The sequence below is a fragment of the Bacillus sp. MT94 genome (genome assembly GCF_058792475.1).
Genome location: NZ_JBXAEZ010000016.1, coordinates 1 through 14,779, shown reverse-complemented (window position 1 = coordinate 14,779; position 14,779 = coordinate 1). Strand labels below are relative to the sequence as shown.

The 14,779-nt window shown below is 36.7% G+C and carries 16 protein-coding genes, 1 tRNA gene, 1 other RNA gene and 1 other annotated feature; of the genes, 4 read left to right on the top strand and 14 right to left on the bottom strand.

Features of this window, described 5'->3' with window-relative positions; genetic code table 11:
* Positions 1-221: 221 nt before the first annotated feature.
* The 7 genes from AC1Q51_RS27710 to tadA all read right to left on the bottom strand — a co-directional run bounded on the left by AC1Q51_RS27710 (position 222) and on the right by tadA (position 4,517).
* Positions 222-491, bottom strand: a complete 270-nt coding sequence (locus tag AC1Q51_RS27710) for a pro-sigmaK processing inhibitor BofA family protein (protein ID WP_001089273.1) — start codon at positions 489-491, stop codon at positions 222-224.
* A gap of 161 nt (positions 492-652) precedes the next feature.
* Complete coding sequence (locus AC1Q51_RS27705) at positions 653-874, bottom strand: YaaL family protein (protein WP_000466019.1); 222 nt, start codon at positions 872-874, stop codon at positions 653-655.
* A gap of 14 nt (positions 875-888) precedes the next feature.
* Positions 889-1,485 (bottom strand): recombination protein RecR, encoded by a 597-nt coding sequence (gene recR, locus AC1Q51_RS27700; RefSeq protein ID WP_000559169.1) that lies wholly within the window; start codon positions 1,483-1,485, stop codon positions 889-891.
* 14 nt (positions 1,486-1,499) lie between these two features.
* Positions 1,500-1,826, bottom strand: coding sequence for a YbaB/EbfC family nucleoid-associated protein (locus tag AC1Q51_RS27695; protein WP_014894853.1), 327 nt, complete (start codon positions 1,824-1,826; stop codon positions 1,500-1,502).
* 25 nt (positions 1,827-1,851) lie between these two features.
* Positions 1,852-3,540, bottom strand: coding sequence for a DNA polymerase III subunit gamma/tau (dnaX, locus tag AC1Q51_RS27690; RefSeq protein WP_000121561.1), 1,689 nt, complete (start codon positions 3,538-3,540; stop codon positions 1,852-1,854).
* 132 nt (positions 3,541-3,672) lie between these two features.
* Positions 3,673-3,937: signal recognition particle sRNA large type (gene ffs / locus AC1Q51_RS27685), an RNA gene on the bottom strand.
* Positions 3,938-4,016: 79 nt separating this feature from the next.
* On the bottom strand, positions 4,017-4,517 hold the full coding sequence (gene tadA / locus AC1Q51_RS27680) for a tRNA adenosine(34) deaminase TadA (RefSeq protein WP_000434330.1): 501 nt from the start codon (positions 4,515-4,517) through the stop codon (positions 4,017-4,019).
* A 109-nt stretch (positions 4,518-4,626) separates the two neighbouring features.
* On the opposite strand from tadA, the gene AC1Q51_RS27675 reads away from it, so the two are divergent.
* The 3 genes from AC1Q51_RS27675 (at position 4,627) to AC1Q51_RS27665 (ending at position 6,598) form a co-directional block, all read left to right on the top strand.
* Positions 4,627-5,166 (top strand): cysteine hydrolase family protein, encoded by a 540-nt coding sequence (locus AC1Q51_RS27675; protein WP_053563255.1) that lies wholly within the window; start codon positions 4,627-4,629, stop codon positions 5,164-5,166.
* Between the two features lie 125 nt (positions 5,167-5,291).
* The gene (locus AC1Q51_RS27670; protein ID WP_000148223.1) at positions 5,292-5,927 is read left to right on the top strand and encodes a deoxynucleoside kinase; all 636 of its coding nucleotides are present in this window, start codon (positions 5,292-5,294) and stop codon (positions 5,925-5,927) included.
* Between the two features lie 2 nt (positions 5,928-5,929).
* Positions 5,930-6,598 (top strand): deoxynucleoside kinase, encoded by a 669-nt coding sequence (locus AC1Q51_RS27665; RefSeq protein ID WP_001053585.1) that lies wholly within the window; start codon positions 5,930-5,932, stop codon positions 6,596-6,598.
* A gap of 35 nt (positions 6,599-6,633) precedes the next feature.
* Here AC1Q51_RS27665 and AC1Q51_RS27660 read toward each other — a convergent pair whose 3' ends face one another.
* The 7 genes from AC1Q51_RS27660 to guaB all read right to left on the bottom strand — a co-directional run bounded on the left by AC1Q51_RS27660 (position 6,634) and on the right by guaB (position 13,586).
* A complete protein-coding gene (locus AC1Q51_RS27660; RefSeq protein ID WP_000364192.1) occupies positions 6,634-7,026 on the bottom strand; it encodes a sigma factor-like helix-turn-helix DNA-binding protein in 393 nt (130 codons plus the stop codon).
* A 166-nt stretch (positions 7,027-7,192) separates the two neighbouring features.
* Positions 7,193-7,285 (bottom strand) — tRNA-Ser (locus AC1Q51_RS27655).
* A 154-nt stretch (positions 7,286-7,439) separates the two neighbouring features.
* A complete protein-coding gene (gene serS, locus AC1Q51_RS27650) occupies positions 7,440-8,714 on the bottom strand; it encodes a serine--tRNA ligase (RefSeq protein ID WP_000884174.1) in 1,275 nt (424 codons plus the stop codon).
* 51 nt (positions 8,715-8,765) lie between these two features.
* Positions 8,766-8,988: a binding site (T-box leader), on the bottom strand.
* A gap of 54 nt (positions 8,989-9,042) precedes the next feature.
* Positions 9,043-9,633, bottom strand: coding sequence for a pyridoxal 5'-phosphate synthase glutaminase subunit PdxT (pdxT, locus tag AC1Q51_RS27645; RefSeq protein ID WP_000238785.1), 591 nt, complete (start codon positions 9,631-9,633; stop codon positions 9,043-9,045).
* 18 nt (positions 9,634-9,651) lie between these two features.
* Positions 9,652-10,539: a pyridoxal 5'-phosphate synthase lyase subunit PdxS gene (gene pdxS / locus AC1Q51_RS27640; protein WP_000186154.1), complete on the bottom strand. Its 888-nt coding sequence runs from the start codon at positions 10,537-10,539 to the stop codon at positions 9,652-9,654.
* A gap of 162 nt (positions 10,540-10,701) precedes the next feature.
* Positions 10,702-12,009 (bottom strand): D-alanyl-D-alanine carboxypeptidase DacA, encoded by a 1,308-nt coding sequence (gene dacA, locus AC1Q51_RS27635; RefSeq protein WP_139213359.1) that lies wholly within the window; start codon positions 12,007-12,009, stop codon positions 10,702-10,704.
* A gap of 113 nt (positions 12,010-12,122) precedes the next feature.
* On the bottom strand, positions 12,123-13,586 hold the full coding sequence (gene guaB, locus AC1Q51_RS27630) for an IMP dehydrogenase (RefSeq protein ID WP_492331864.1): 1,464 nt from the start codon (positions 13,584-13,586) through the stop codon (positions 12,123-12,125).
* Between the two features lie 115 nt (positions 13,587-13,701).
* Between guaB and AC1Q51_RS27625 the strand changes: the two genes are divergently transcribed.
* Entirely contained in the window at positions 13,702-14,703 is a 1,002-nt protein-coding gene (locus AC1Q51_RS27625) for a YaaC family protein (protein ID WP_053563256.1), read from the top strand.
* The last annotated feature ends 76 nt before the right edge of the window (positions 14,704-14,779 follow it).

Below are 14,779 nucleotides of genomic sequence, written 5' to 3'. Positions count from 1 at the left end.
AAAGTTAGTTTGTCTAGCATCTAAAAATAAAAATTGACGTTTCACGTTGTTTGTTTCGTTTAGTTTTCAAAGTTCAATATCGCGTTTCAGCGACTTTTATAATTTAACATTTCTCATTAAATCTGTCAACAACTTTTTTCTTTCGTTCCTGACGACGCTTATTAATTTACCATATTAATCATTTAATAGTCAACACTTTTTAAAAAAATGCCAAAATAATTTCATCTTGGCATGATATAAAGCTTAATAATCACTAATGCCGCCACACCTGGTAGCCCTAATAAACTCGTTATTGCCGCTGTACCCATGTTAATTGGGATATGAAAATCAAAATATGTCCCTACAACATTTACGATAAAAAGCAATGCTATGCCTAGAGTAACATGAAAAATCACCTTTCCTATAAAACGTAATGGCTTAGAGGCAACACCAAAAACAAGAAAAATAAACACTAAAGTAAGAATGCCAACAATAATAATTGTAGAATTCATTTTTTCCTCCTTATGAATGACCTATACATCTATTTGTATGGGACAAGACAATAAAAAAGAACAGTTATCATAAACGGCATCTCTTTCATATAAACCTAATAAAACAACACCTCAGCATTTAACAAATAAAATAAAAAGGCCTGCTCAGAAAGCAGAACCCTTTACCATTGTTCCATTTTTACAGGACGACGCTTTGCTTCTTTCAACAAGAAGAAATATTTCGCCTCTGCTATTTTCAAAGAACAAATGACATCTTGAGATGGTTCTACACTTTGTTCGACCATTCTCTTCTGACGTAACCACTCATTCTTCACTTTTTCCAAAAGTACAATTAACTTATCATCATACTCTTTACGCAATTTACCCTTTTTTTGAAAGAACATTTTTGTTTCTCCTCTTATACTTCTCTGCGACCTTCTAATGCTTTCGATAGTGTCACTTCATCTGCATATTCTAAATCTCCACCAACTGGCAGACCATGTGCAATACGAGTTACTTTAATGCCTGTAGGTTTTAAGAGGCGGGAGATATACATCGCTGTAGCTTCCCCTTCAATATTAGGGTTTGTTGCTAATATTACTTCTTGTACCGTTTCATCATGTAGTCGCTTTAAGAGTTGCGGGATATTAATGTCTTCCGGTCCAATTCCCTCCATAGGAGAAATCGCACCACGTAACACATGATATACACCTTGATACTCTTTCATTTTTTCCATCGCGATTACATCTTTCGGTTCTTGCACGACACAAACAACTGATTGATCTCGATGCGAATCATTACAAATATAACAAGGATCACGATCAGTAATATGTCCACATACAGAACAATACGCTAAATCTCGCTTCGCATTTACAAGTGCTTTCGCAAAACCTAACACATCATCTTCTTTCATATCTAATACGAAAAATGCCAATCGAACCGCTGTTTTCGGTCCGATACCTGGCAACTTCATAAAACTATCGATTAGTTTTGATATTGGTTCTGGATAATGCATGTATCAATATCCTCCTAGAACATTCCACCTGGTAAGTTTAAGCCTTTTGTAAATTTACCCATCGTAGAGTTTGATAGCTCATCAGCCTTTTTAAGTGCATCATTTGTTGCAGCTAACACTAAGTCTTGTAACATTTCGATATCCTCTGGATCTACAACCTCTTCTTTAATCTTCACTTCAAGAATTTGCTTGTGACCATTTGCAATAACTGTAATCATTCCGCCGCCAGCTGTACCTTCAACTGTTTTTTCACCAAGCTCTTCTTGTGCTTTCGCCATGTCTTTTTGCATCTTTTGCATTTGTTTCATCATGTTATTCATATTTCCCATTCCGCCACGCATCATAATTAATTCCTCCTAATTATTATTACTCTTTTATTTCAATGAGTTCTTGTCCTACTAATTTCACTGCCTCTTCTATAAGAGGGTCTTCCTTTTTCTCCGGGCTTTCTTCAGACTCTCCACCTTCACGTTGTAAAAAGTCTTCACGGATTTTACCCCATTCACTTTTTGGAATGGCAATCATATTTAACCTTTTACTTAGCAATTCAAATAAAGCTTGTTCTACTGTATCCATAGCTTCTCGATTTTCGCTCGCCATCTTACAGTGAATCTCATATTGAAATGCTAAAACGTAAGTGTCATCTGAAGCTGCCACTGGTTCGCTATTTTCTAGTAGAACAGCAAACGCTACTTTGTTATATGATTTGAGTCTTCCTAACAACTCACCCCATACAGCTTTTAATTGTTCTAAATCTTGACGCTTCGCTTGTTTTAATACTTCATTTACACGCCCGACAGGAATCTTCATACTTCCTGTTCGTACGGGTTTTGGTGTTGCACGTGTCTCTCTTACTTCCTGTTGTACACCAGCTGGCACACCGTTCTTTTTGACTTGCTCTAACTCTTTCTCCAATTGCTGCATCCTGTTCATAATTGCTTGCAAACGATCAGTACCGTTTGCTTGCATCATAAACTGTTGACACAATTGCACCATAACAACTTCTAAGAAAATACGCGGATGATTTGTCCACTTCATTTCCTGTTGTCCCTTACTAAGGGTATGAATAATCTCATAGATCACTTCCGGTTGCATTTCTTCACTCAACTTACGGAATTGATCATCTACAATTACTCGTTCCAACATATGTTCTAGTTGCGGTGAAGTTTGATATAAAAGCATATCACGATAATAGTAAATGAAATCCTCCATAAAACGAACTGGATCCTTCCCTTTACTCATCATTTCATCTATGATCTGTAATGCTCTTGATACATCATTTTCACGTATGCATTCTACTAAATTGCCTAAGTATTGCTGAGAAACAGATCCTGTTACGGCCAATACATCTTCTGTCGTAACAATCTCATCACTATAAGATATAGCCTGATCAATAAGACTAAGCGCGTCACGCATACCACCTTCAGCAGCACGGGCAACAATTTGTAATGCTTCATCTTCCACTTGCGTACCTTCGTTTGTCACAACCGTTGATAATCTCTCAACAATATCATTCACTGATATTTTTCGGAATTCAAAACGCTGACAACGCGAAATAATTGTAGGCGGGATCTTATGAGGTTCTGTTGTCGCCAAAATAAAGATAACATGTCCTGGCGGCTCTTCTAAGGTTTTTAAAAGCGCATTGAATGCACCCATAGAAAGCATGTGAACTTCATCAATAATGTATACTTTATATTCTACAGCACTTGGAGCATATTTTACTTTATCTCTAATATCTCGAATTTCATCTACACCGTTATTTGAAGCCGCATCAATTTCTAATACATCTGAAATGGATCCTTGTGTAATTCCTAAACAAGAAGGACATTCATTACAAGGTTCAGCTACCGGAGCATGTTCACAGTTAATTGCTTTTGCAAATACTTTTGCAATTGTCGTTTTTCCTGTTCCCCTAGGACCAGAAAATAAATAAGCATGTGAAACTTTCTCTTGAAGAAGGGCATTTTGCAACGTTTTTGTCACGTGCTTTTGACCGACTACATCTTCGAACTTTTGCGGTCTCCATGTTCGGTATAACGCTTGGTATGACACGAAAATACGGCCTCCCTCAAAGGTTATTATCTCATTTATTATAACCCATTCTGTTTATAGATTCCAAAAGTTATTTTCTATACAAAAAACTCACCTTTGTATTAAGGTGAGTTTTGTATACATATATAACTGCCGTGCACCCTCCGTCGATTACGTACCATAAGCGTTACTCAAGCAGTTAGCTCGGTTCAGGCACTCCTGCGGCACACGAGAAGACCCGCTTATTGCTGCTTCCTTCCGGACCTGACAAGGTTCACGGGGTCCCGTTGCGCAGGACCCAAACGTCAACACCACTTACTTAAGGCAGACCTTACAGCAACATAACCTCGAGAGGGGATTCGGCCTCGCTAGAGCGGATTGCGAGTATAGGGCACCGCTACCTCCCCGCTTAGCACGGCAAAGTTAAAACCAATATTCGGTTGCCTTCATTAAAGGCATTATCAGTATAACTTGTTTCTTTATAAAATGCAAATACGTTAGTTCCCAGTATTTTTCTCTAATTTTTTTATCGCTTTTCTTTTTTTACGAAGCTCTCTAAAAAAGTTTGTTAACAACGTACCGCATTCTTCCTCTAATACACCAGATACTACTTCACATTGATGATTGAAGCGTTCATCCGTTAAAAGATTCATTAATGTCCCTGCACACCCGCCCTTCGGATCACTTGCACCATATACAACTCGCTTCACTCGTGATAAAACAATTCCACCCGCACACATTGGACAAGGTTCTAATGTTACATACAATGTTGCATCTTCTAAACGCCATGTCCCTAATTTTTTACACGCCTCATCTATTGCTAGCAACTCAGCATGAGCTATTGATCTTTGCTCAGTTTCCCTTAAATTATGGGCAACACTAATTACCTCACCATCTAACACTATAACTGCTCCAATTGGAACTTCCTGTATTTCCTCTGCCTTTTTGGCTTCTTCTATCGCTAATTGCATAAAATAAATATCTTGATCTTGTTCCATAACATAGTCCTTTCATTACAAATAAAGTACACTTATTTCCATTTACTACACAGGGGATAACTTTTACATATTCAATCCACCCTAAAAGAAAAAAGAGAGGGGATTACATATGAAAAATACCGCCTTGCTCATTATCGATATGATTAATGACTTTCAATTTTCCCACGGACCCATTCTAGCTCAAAAATGTGAGACTATCACAAACCCTATTTTACAATTAAAGAAAAAAATGAAATCCTTCGGCTATCCTATAATTTACGTTAATGACCATTATCAACTTTGGAGATCTGATATCGACCAACTTATTACTCATTGCACAAATAAATATAGCGAAAATATAATCCATAAGATTGCTCCAAGTTCTGATGATTACATTTTTATTAAACCACATTATTCCGCTTTTTATGAAACACCTTTAAATTCATTACTAGGTTATTTAAAAATAGAAAATCTAATATTAACAGGAGTTGCCGGAAATATATGTATCCTCTTTACAGCTAATGATGCCCATATGAGAAATTATACATTGTATGTACCACAGGATTGTATCGCCTCTAACAACGACCAAGATAATATACATGCTTTAAAAATAATGGAAACTACATTGAAAGCAAATATAACATCGTCATCCAAAATAAAATTTAATTAATACATATATCTATTTTCTAACTTTTTATATCAAATTAACCCGCTCGCTTCCCTCTTGTGCTACAATAATTCTGTTTTGTGTTTTTAGTAGTCACGGTAAATCACTGATTGAAAGGAGGAAACAGCGTGACCGGAGTACCATTTATCACGGTTGAAGGACCAATTGGTGTTGGAAAAACTTCACTTGCGAAGGAAATTTCAACTCACATGCAACTCCACTTACTAAAAGAGATTGTTGATGAAAATCCCTTTTTAGGAAAGTTCTATGAAGACATCGACGAATGGAGTTTTCAAACAGAGATGTTCTTTCTTTGTAATAGATACAAACAATTAGAAGATATTAACATAAAGTATTTGAATCAAAGGAAACCAGTAGTAGCGGATTACCATATCTTTAAAAATTTAATTTTTGCATCCCGCACATTAAAAGACTCTCAATATGACAAGTACATGCAAATTTATCGTATTCTTACACAAGATATGCCTGTGCCAAACGTCATTGTTTATTTAACGGCTAGCCTAAAAACATTGCAAAAACGAATCGCCATGCGCGGAAGAGAATTTGAAAAAAACATGGATCCAAATTACTTACTACAGCTCACAAAAGATTATGAAACAGCAATGGATGCTTTTAAAAAAGATCATCCGGAAATACCAGTATTGAAATTTAATGGAGACGATATGGATTTTGTAAAAAATCCTGATGATTTAAACGTCATCCTATCTGCCCTTCAAAATACTCTCTTAAAGGAGTCGAAATAATAATGAATTTAAGGCAAAAATATGATATACCCAATGACGCAGTAATCACTATCGCCGGAACGGTAGGTGTGGGTAAATCAACTATGACAACTGCATTAGCTAATGCTTTAGGTTATCGCACATCATTTGAAAAAGTAGATTCCAATCCATACTTGGACAAGTTCTATGCGGACTTCACTCGCTGGAGCTTCCACCTACAAGTGTACTTTTTAGCAGAACGATTTAAGGAACAAAAAAGAATTTTTGAATACGGTGGCGGTTTTGTTCAAGATCGTTCTATTTACGAAGACACTGGAATTTTCGCAAAGATGCATCATGAAAAAGGTACGATGACGGAAACTGATTATGAAACATACAAAGGGTTATTTGACGCTATGGTCATGACTCCTTACTTCCCTCATCCAGACTTATTAATTTACTTAGAAGGTTCTTTCGATGATATTGTCGATCGTATTCAGGAACGCGGACGCCCAATGGAACAGCAAACGCCAATTGAGTACTGGAAAGAAATGCATGGACGTTATGAAAACTGGATTAACAACTTTAATTCATGCCCTGTATTACGCTTAAATATTAATGAGTACGATATTTTAAAAGATGGGGATTCAATCGAACCAATCATTAAAAAAATTGGGCATTTTTTAAAACAAACACGTAAACTTGTAAAATAAAAAACCCGTGCATATGCACGGGTTTTCCTATTAAATTACTTCTTCTTTGTTGGAGCAATAATTTCACTCTCAGGTTTTCCTGCGTTAATACGCTGACGAACAGTACTTGTACTAATATCGTATGCTTCAGCAATCTCTTTAACAGTCATTTCTTTCCCATTAATTACTGCCGTTAATACTTTACCTGTACGTTTTGGAGCCGCTTCTTTCTTTACAGCTGCTTTTTTAACTTGTTTTGGCACCTCTACTTTATTCGTAGCTGGTTTTACATCACAAGTACAACCACAAAGTTTACGGAATGTATCATCACTAATAATGCGTGATACGTTTGCACCACTGTTTAAAATTCTATTGTTCTTACAGACAGGACATTGTACATAATATAAAGTTTTTCCATCTAAAGGAAACGTTTGTATAATAAGATCCATGTTGACTCCTTTCATATCTATGAAGATAATCATCGGAATATGAGTGTGTAATAAGGACAAAATTACCTTACACCATACTTTATGATTGGTTTTAAAATAAAAACTCGTTACGTGTTGGTAACGAGTTCTCCAATCTCCACTTATATGCGCTGTTGTCAATTATATCTGGAGGAGGTAGAGGGATTCGAACCCCCGCGCGACTCTCGCCGCCTGTCGGTTTTCAAGACCGATCCCTTCAGCCAGACTTGGGTATACCTCCATATTGACATCAAATATAATATCAAAAGAAAAACAGTTAGTCAACCCTACTAAAATAAATTATGAGGAAAGGAAAATTTTACTTTCCCCTTCCTACATTAAAGTACTGACAACGCTCATAATTACCAATCACTCATACCGATGAATGTTTAAATTTACTTAATAACTGTTTTTCCTCCCATATAAGGGCGAAGAACTTCTGGAATTATAATTGTACCATCTTCTTGTTGGTAGTTCTCTAAAATAGCTGCAACCGTACGTCCAATTGCAAGACCAGATCCATTTAATGTATGGACATGTTCTGGTTTTCCATTTGGCTCACGGCGGAAACGGATATTTGCACGTCTCGCTTGGAAAGCTTCAAAATTACTACAAGAAGAAATTTCACGATATGTGCCATAGCTTGGAATCCATACTTCAATATCGTATTTCTTCGCTGCTGTAAATCCTAAATCGCCTGTGCACATGCTCATAACGCGATATGGCAACTCTAATAATTGTAACACGCGTTCTGCATCATTTGTTAATTTTTCTAACTCTTCATAAGAATCTTCTGGTTTTACGAACTTCACAAGCTCTACTTTATTGAACTGATGCTGGCGAATTAAACCGCGTGTATCGCGACCAGCTGAACCTGCTTCAGAGCGGAAGCAAGAGCTAAATGCAGCATATCTTATAGGCAATTGCTCTTTATTTAAAATCTCATCACGATGCATATTCGTTACAGGTACTTCAGCTGTTGGAATTAAGAAATAATCTTCACTTTCAATACGGAATGCATCTTCTTCAAACTTTGGAAGTTGTCCTGTTCCTGTCATACTTGCGCGGTTTACCATATATGGAGGTAATACTTCTTCATATCCATGCTCATCAGTATGAAGATCAAGCATAAAGCTAATTAAAGCACGCTCTAATCTTGCACCAGCACCTTTGTAAAATACGAAGCGGCTTCCTGTTACTTTCCCAGCGCGTTCAAAATCTAAAATTCCTAAATCAGTAGCAAGATCCCAATGTGGTTTTGGTTCAAAAGTAAATTCTTTTACTTCTCCCCAAGTACGCGCTACTACATTATCATCCTCTGTTTCACCGACTGGAGCAGACTCATGAGGGATATTTGGAATAGATAACATTAATCTTTCTAAGTCTTCTTCAACTGTGCGAAGTTCGTTATCAAAATCCTTTACTTTTTCTCCAACCTCACGCATTTCTAAAATTAGAGCTTCTGCATCTTTCTTTTCGCGCTTTAATACAGAGATTTGTTGAGACACTTCATTACGTTTACTTTTTAATTCTTCTGTCTGAACAAGTAGTTCTCTTCTTCTCGTATCAAGTTCTTCAAAACGTCCGAAATCAGTTAGATCTTCACCTCTATGCTGTAATTTCGCTTTTACTTCTTCAAAGTTTGTACGTAAAAATTTAATATCAAGCATTATATACTCCTCCTTTTATTTTATAAAACACAAAAAACTCCCGTCCCTATATAAAGGGACGGGAGTTAACCCGCGTTGCCACCCTAGTTGAAAGCATTACCGCTTTCCTCTCAAGTAGAAATAACGGCTCTTCACCGGGAATGCTTACTTAATCCAAAAGATGTTCCACATTCCATTCCAGGATGGATTCACAAACTGTTTCTATCGATTTCCACCAACCATCGACTCTCTATAAGAAACAACATTTGTTACTATTTCCTATCAACACGCTTATTTTATAAAATTGTTACCATCAATTTACTATAATCTTATACAAGTTGCAAGTTACTTATACAACTTTTTTCATTTTTGCTTCTTTTACCATTTCAACAAAGTATGCTGTTACACGATGATCATCTGTTAATTCTGGATGGAATGAAGCAGCTAAAAACTGATCTTGTCTTACCGCTACCATTCGGTCACCATGCTTAGAAAGCACTTCAACATTATCAGCTACTTCTACAACATACGGCGCACGGATAAATACACCAACGAAGTCTTCACCCACGCCTTCAATTGAAAGCGCAGCTTCAAAACTATCCTTTTGGCGTCCGAACGCATTGCGCTCAACTGTAATATCCATAGCACCAATATGTGCTTCTTCATAGCCAATAAGTGTTTTCGCAAGAAGAATCATCCCTGCACACGTACCAAACATTGGTTTACCAGACTTTGCAAATGTGCGAAGTGGTTCCATGAAAGCATACTTATCAATAAGACGGCGCATTGTTGTACTTTCACCGCCTGGTAAAATAAGACCATCAATCTCTTCAAGTTGCTCTATACGCTTTACAACAACAGCTTCTGCACCACTTGCTTCAACTGATTTTACATGTTCACGAACTGCACCTTGAAGACCTAGTACACCGATTTTCACCATTTTAAAGTTCTCCTTTAATTACCATCCACGCTCTTGCATGCGTTGTTCTGGTAATAACGTTGAAATTTCGATACCCTTCATTGCATTACCTAATCCTTTAGAAAGACTTGCAATTAGTTCGTAATCTTCATAATGAGTCGTTGCTTCAACAATTGCACGTGCAAATCTCTCTGGGTTTTCTGATTTGAAGATACCAGATCCAACAAATACCCCATCAGCACCAAGTTGCATCATTAATGCAGCATCTGCTGGCGTTGCTATACCACCTGCCGCAAAGTTTACAACTGGTAAGCGACCAAGACGTTTAATTTCAAGTAATACTTCGTAAGGAGCACCAGTATTTTTTGCATATGTCATTAACTCATCTTCACGTAGACTCGCAACTTGACGGATTTCTGCATTGACTTGGCGCATATGACGCACTGCCTCTACAATGTTTCCTGTTCCTGGTTCACCTTTTGTACGAAGCATAGATGCACCTTCTGCAATACGACGTGCAGCTTCTCCGATATCACGGCAACCACATACAAATGGAACTGTGTAATCACGTTTATTTAAATGGTATACTTCATCAGCAGGAGTTAATACTTCACTCTCATCGATATAGTCTACCCCTAATGATTCTAATACACGTGCTTCTACAAGGTGACCGATACGGCATTTTGCCATAACCGGAATTGACACTGCACCCATAACTTCTTCAACGATTGTTGGGTCTGCCATACGAGAAACGCCACCTGCTGCACGAATGTCTGCTGGTACACGCTCTAATGCCATAACGGCAACTGCGCCTGCCTCTTCTGCAATTTTTGCTTGTTCAGCGTTAATTACGTCCATAATAACGCCGCCTTTTTGCATTTCTGCCATTCCACGTTTTACACGCTCTGTCCCTGTTACATTTGTCATGTACAAAAACCCCCCTAGGTGAATTGCTTTCCCCCGTTAAAGGCGAAAATTAAGAATACTCTTACATTCTACCACTAACTATCAGATGCTTGTCTACTACTTTTTCATAAAGTCGGTATGAAAAATAGGAATAAAAAAAAAAGCCCCTACCATGAGGAGCTTCTAAAACCAACCTTTTACTGTATCAACAGCACTATTCCACATACCACTAAAGAATGAACCAATTCCGCGCATAGCACGAGTAAACCAGTTTGCTTCTTCTACTTCAGATGTTGTTACAAGATCCACTTGCAACGACTTACCAGTTAAAAATCCAGGGTCGTTTGTATCTTTTGGCGTAATTACCATTTGACCAAGCGCAGCTCCCTTTTTAATAGGTGCTTCTTGTCCCTTACTTGATTCTTTTAATTCTGTTTTATAAACATCTTTACTTCCTTTTGGCACTGGAAGTGAAATAGCTTGTTTCGTTTGAACTGCTACATCTTTATCTTTCGCATTTTCTACTCTTACTGTTTCTTGTCCTTTTACTGAAGAACCTTTTTTATACATTTGTTTCACTTCAAAGTTAGCAAATCCATAATCATATAGCTTCTTTGTTTCATCAAAACGTGCTGTATGAGAACTTGTTTTAATAACTACAGAAATAAAACGCATACCGTTTCTTTCAACCGTACCAGTGAAGCAATCTCCTGCTTCTGGAGTTGAGCCTGTTTTCAGACCATCTACGCCATCATATTCTTTAACTAAGCCCTTTAACATCCAGTTCCAGTTTGACATTGCAAACTTCTCTTTTTCTGGACGGAATTCTTTTTTAGGAATTTTTGCTGTATCTAACACTTTTGGATAATCTTTAATTAAATGTTGTGCTAAAGTTGCAACATCCTTTGCAGACATTTTATTTTCTTCATCTGCTGTTGTTCCTTCAGGGTGCATTCCCTTTAAATCTTTATTCGTTAAACCTGTAGAATTGACAAATTTATAATTTTTCAACCCTAGTTCTTTCGATTTATCATTCATCATTTTTACGAAATCTACTTCTTTACCTGCAATTGCTTCTGCTAATGCAATTGTTGCACCATTTGCAGAAAAGATTGCCATTGCCTCATATAACTCTTTTACTGTATAAGAGCCACCATTTTCTAATGCAACATTTGATAATGAAGCATCTTGTGAAACCTTATATGCATATTCAGAAACCTTAATTTTCTGGTCCCACTTAAGTTTTCCTTTATCCACTGCTTCGTGAACTAAATATTCACTCATCATCTTTGTCATACTAGCAATGGATAATAATTCATCTGCATTCTTTTGATATAAAATTTTCCCAGAATTCGCTTCTACTAAAATTGCCGCGCCTGCTTCAATGTTTAAAGCGGCTCCTGTTTCAGCTGATGCATTGCTATATGGAATAAAAATGCTACAAGCTAGTGTAAGCACTGTTACCAAAGCAATGAATCTTTTGCAAAACATACCTTTCACTTTTGCTACCCCCAATATCTATGTACTCACATAACCGTTATTCTAACATAATCAAAAAAAAATAGACAGAGATATCAAATCTCTGTCTATTTGTATATAAGACATTATAATGAGTAGTTTGGAGCCTCTTTTGTAATTTGTACGTGATGAGGATGACTTTCACGTAAGCCTGCACCTGACATACGAATGAATTGTGCATTTTCGCGTAAGAATTCTAAATCCTGTGCTCCGCAATATCCCATACCTGCACGTAAGCCACCAACTAATTGGTGAACTGTATCTGCTAAAGGTCCTTTATATGGTACTCGTCCTTCAATACCTTCTGGAACAAGTTTTTTATTTCCTTCTTGGAAGTAACGATCTTTACTTCCTTTTTCCATCGCACCGACAGAACCCATACCACGATACACTTTAAATTGACGACCTTGGTAAATTTCAGTTTCTCCAGGACTTTCGGCAACACCAGCAAACATACTACCTAGCATAACAACATGTGCTCCTGCTGCTAAAGCTTTAACCATATCACCAGAGTACTTAACACCGCCATCAGCAATAACTGGAATACCGTATTTACGAGCTTCGGTTGCACAATCATAAACTGCTGTTAATTGTGGTACACCAACACCAGCTACAACACGTGTTGTACAAATAGAACCTGGTCCAATACCAACTTTAACTACGTTTGCACCAGCTTCAATTAATGCTTTCGTTGCTTCAGCTGTAGCAACATTTCCAGCGATAATATTTAATGATGGATATTTAGCACGAACTTCCTTTACCTTATCAATAACGCCTTTAGAATGCCCATGAGCTGTATCAAGTACAATTGCATCTACACTAGCTTTTACTAATGCATCGATACGAAGCATAGCATCAGCTGTTACACCAACTGCCGCTCCAACTAATAAGCGTCCTTGCTTATCTTTAGCAGAGTTTGGGAATTCAATTACTTTTTCAATATCTTTTATTGTAATCAGCCCTTGTAATACACCGTTATTATCAACAAGAGGGAGTTTTTCAATTTTATACTTTTGTAGGATCTTTTCAGCTTCTTCCAGTGTAGTACCAACTGGAGCTGTAATTAATTGTTCTTTTGTCATTACGTCAGAAATTTTGATTGAGTAGTCTTGGATGAAGCGCATATCACGGTTTGTAATAATACCAACTAATTTTCGCTCATCTAAATTATTTACAACCGGTACACCTGAGATACGATATTTTCCCATAAGATGTTCTGCATCATATACTTGATGTTCTGGAGTTAAGAAGAAAGGATCTGAAATAACGCCGCTTTCAGAGCGCTTTACTTTATCAACTTGCTCTGCTTGTTGCTCAATAGACATATTCTTATGAATAATTCCTAAACCACCTTGGCGAGCCATTGCAATAGCCATGTCAGCTTCTGTTACTGTATCCATTCCTGCACTAATTAACGGGATGTTTAGCTGTAAGCTTTCAGATAAAACTGTTTTAACACTTACTTCTCTTGGTAATATATCTGACCTAGCTGGTACAAGTAATACATCATCAAAAGTCAAACCTTCTTTAACAAATTTAGATTCCCACATAATTGTTCCCCCTATGATACCAGAAATTATTATTAGTAGCTTATCAATTGGTTAAAATACTGTCAAGGACGTATATATATGTTAGAATTTTTAGACAATAAAAGGAGCGTAATATATGCATCAAACATCTTGCACTTGGCAGCAGTTAAGTTTCTTTTTTTCATCTCAAAACGTACAACGTTATCTTGCCCGTTGTTATGAAAAATCCTCTATTCAGGATGCCGAAAAAAAAAGTTTTGAAAATTGTTATCCCTTTATTTATTACTTAGAACACGGGAAAAATTATTATGAATTATATAAGACAGCTCCATTTTCCATTCAACCAATGTTGTTATTTTATGGAATTAGCCAACTTTTTAAAGCATGTCTACTAACCATTGATCCTAACTATCCTGAATCCACTACTGTTTTAGCTCATGGCGTTACAACTCGCAAACGAAAAAAACAAGGGTATCAATTTTTAGAAGATGAGGTGAAGGTACAAAAAAACGGATTGTTTACTCATGTTGCAGAACAACTGTTTCACATGAAACACTTAGAAGCAGAAAAATTTAACATGTTAGAATTAATGGGAAATATTCCAGAATTACAAAATTTGTTCCGCTATAGTCAAAAAGGATCAACTTTATATAAAATTGATTCAACAATTAAAAATGAGCTCTCCTTTTCAGTCAACCTACTAGATCGATTACATATGACTAAAGAGAGATTTTCTCGCTACATTGAAACATCTTGTAAGCATTTATCAATGCAACATGTACCTGAGAAAACTAATGAATCGAATTTACTTTTTACGGCGCCAATTCAATCATGGAATCCTATGTACAGTACTCCTTTATACTATGAATATCTTACTAATACTTATTATTTACCACTTACAACTGATCCTAGAAATCCTAAACCAGTATTACCTGAACTCCTCGTTCATTATTTATTGCTCTATAATTTAAGCATGATTTCTAGGTATGAAACAGATTGGTGGTATGACTTACTTGGAAGCTATGGCTCTGAAGATTATCCATTTATTTATCAATTTCTTAATATTTCTGCTCAAAAAATCCCTTACTATATTTCATCATTTTTACTAACAGAACCTAACCTATTTCATGGGAAATAAAAAAAACACAAGTCAAAAGACTTGTGTTTTTAGTTGCTTGGCGACGTCCTACTCTCACAGGGACAAGGTCCCAACT

Bases quoted from the DNA above. Each gene is read 5' to 3' on its own strand.
- AC1Q51_RS27710 (WP_001089273.1), bottom strand. From the start codon at position 491: ATGAATTCTACAATTATTATTGTTGGCATTCTTACTTTAGTGTTTATT.
- AC1Q51_RS27705 (WP_000466019.1), bottom strand. From the start codon at position 874: ATGTTCTTTCAAAAAAAGGGTAAATTGCGTAAAGAGTATGATGATAAG.
- recR (WP_000559169.1), bottom strand. From the start codon at position 1,485: ATGCATTATCCAGAACCAATATCAAAACTAATCGATAGTTTTATGAAG.
- AC1Q51_RS27695 (WP_014894853.1), bottom strand. From the start codon at position 1,826: ATGCGTGGCGGAATGGGAAATATGAATAACATGATGAAACAAATGCAA.
- tadA (WP_000434330.1), bottom strand. From the start codon at position 4,517: ATGGAACAAGATCAAGATATTTATTTTATGCAATTAGCGATAGAAGAA.
- AC1Q51_RS27675 (WP_053563255.1), top strand. From the start codon at position 4,627: ATGAAAAATACCGCCTTGCTCATTATCGATATGATTAATGACTTTCAA.
- AC1Q51_RS27665 (WP_001053585.1), top strand. From the start codon at position 5,930: ATGAATTTAAGGCAAAAATATGATATACCCAATGACGCAGTAATCACT.
- AC1Q51_RS27660 (WP_000364192.1), bottom strand. From the start codon at position 7,026: ATGGATCTTATTATACAAACGTTTCCTTTAGATGGAAAAACTTTATAT.
- serS (WP_000884174.1), bottom strand. From the start codon at position 8,714: ATGCTTGATATTAAATTTTTACGTACAAACTTTGAAGAAGTAAAAGCG.
- pdxT (WP_000238785.1), bottom strand. From the start codon at position 9,633: ATGGTGAAAATCGGTGTACTAGGTCTTCAAGGTGCAGTTCGTGAACAT.
- pdxS (WP_000186154.1), bottom strand. From the start codon at position 10,539: ATGACAAATGTAACAGGGACAGAGCGTGTAAAACGTGGAATGGCAGAA.
- dacA (WP_139213359.1), bottom strand. From the start codon at position 12,009: ATGTTTTGCAAAAGATTCATTGCTTTGGTAACAGTGCTTACACTAGCT.
- guaB (WP_492331864.1), bottom strand. From the start codon at position 13,586: ATGTGGGAATCTAAATTTGTTAAAGAAGGTTTGACTTTTGATGATGTA.
- AC1Q51_RS27625 (WP_053563256.1), top strand. From the start codon at position 13,702: ATGCATCAAACATCTTGCACTTGGCAGCAGTTAAGTTTCTTTTTTTCA.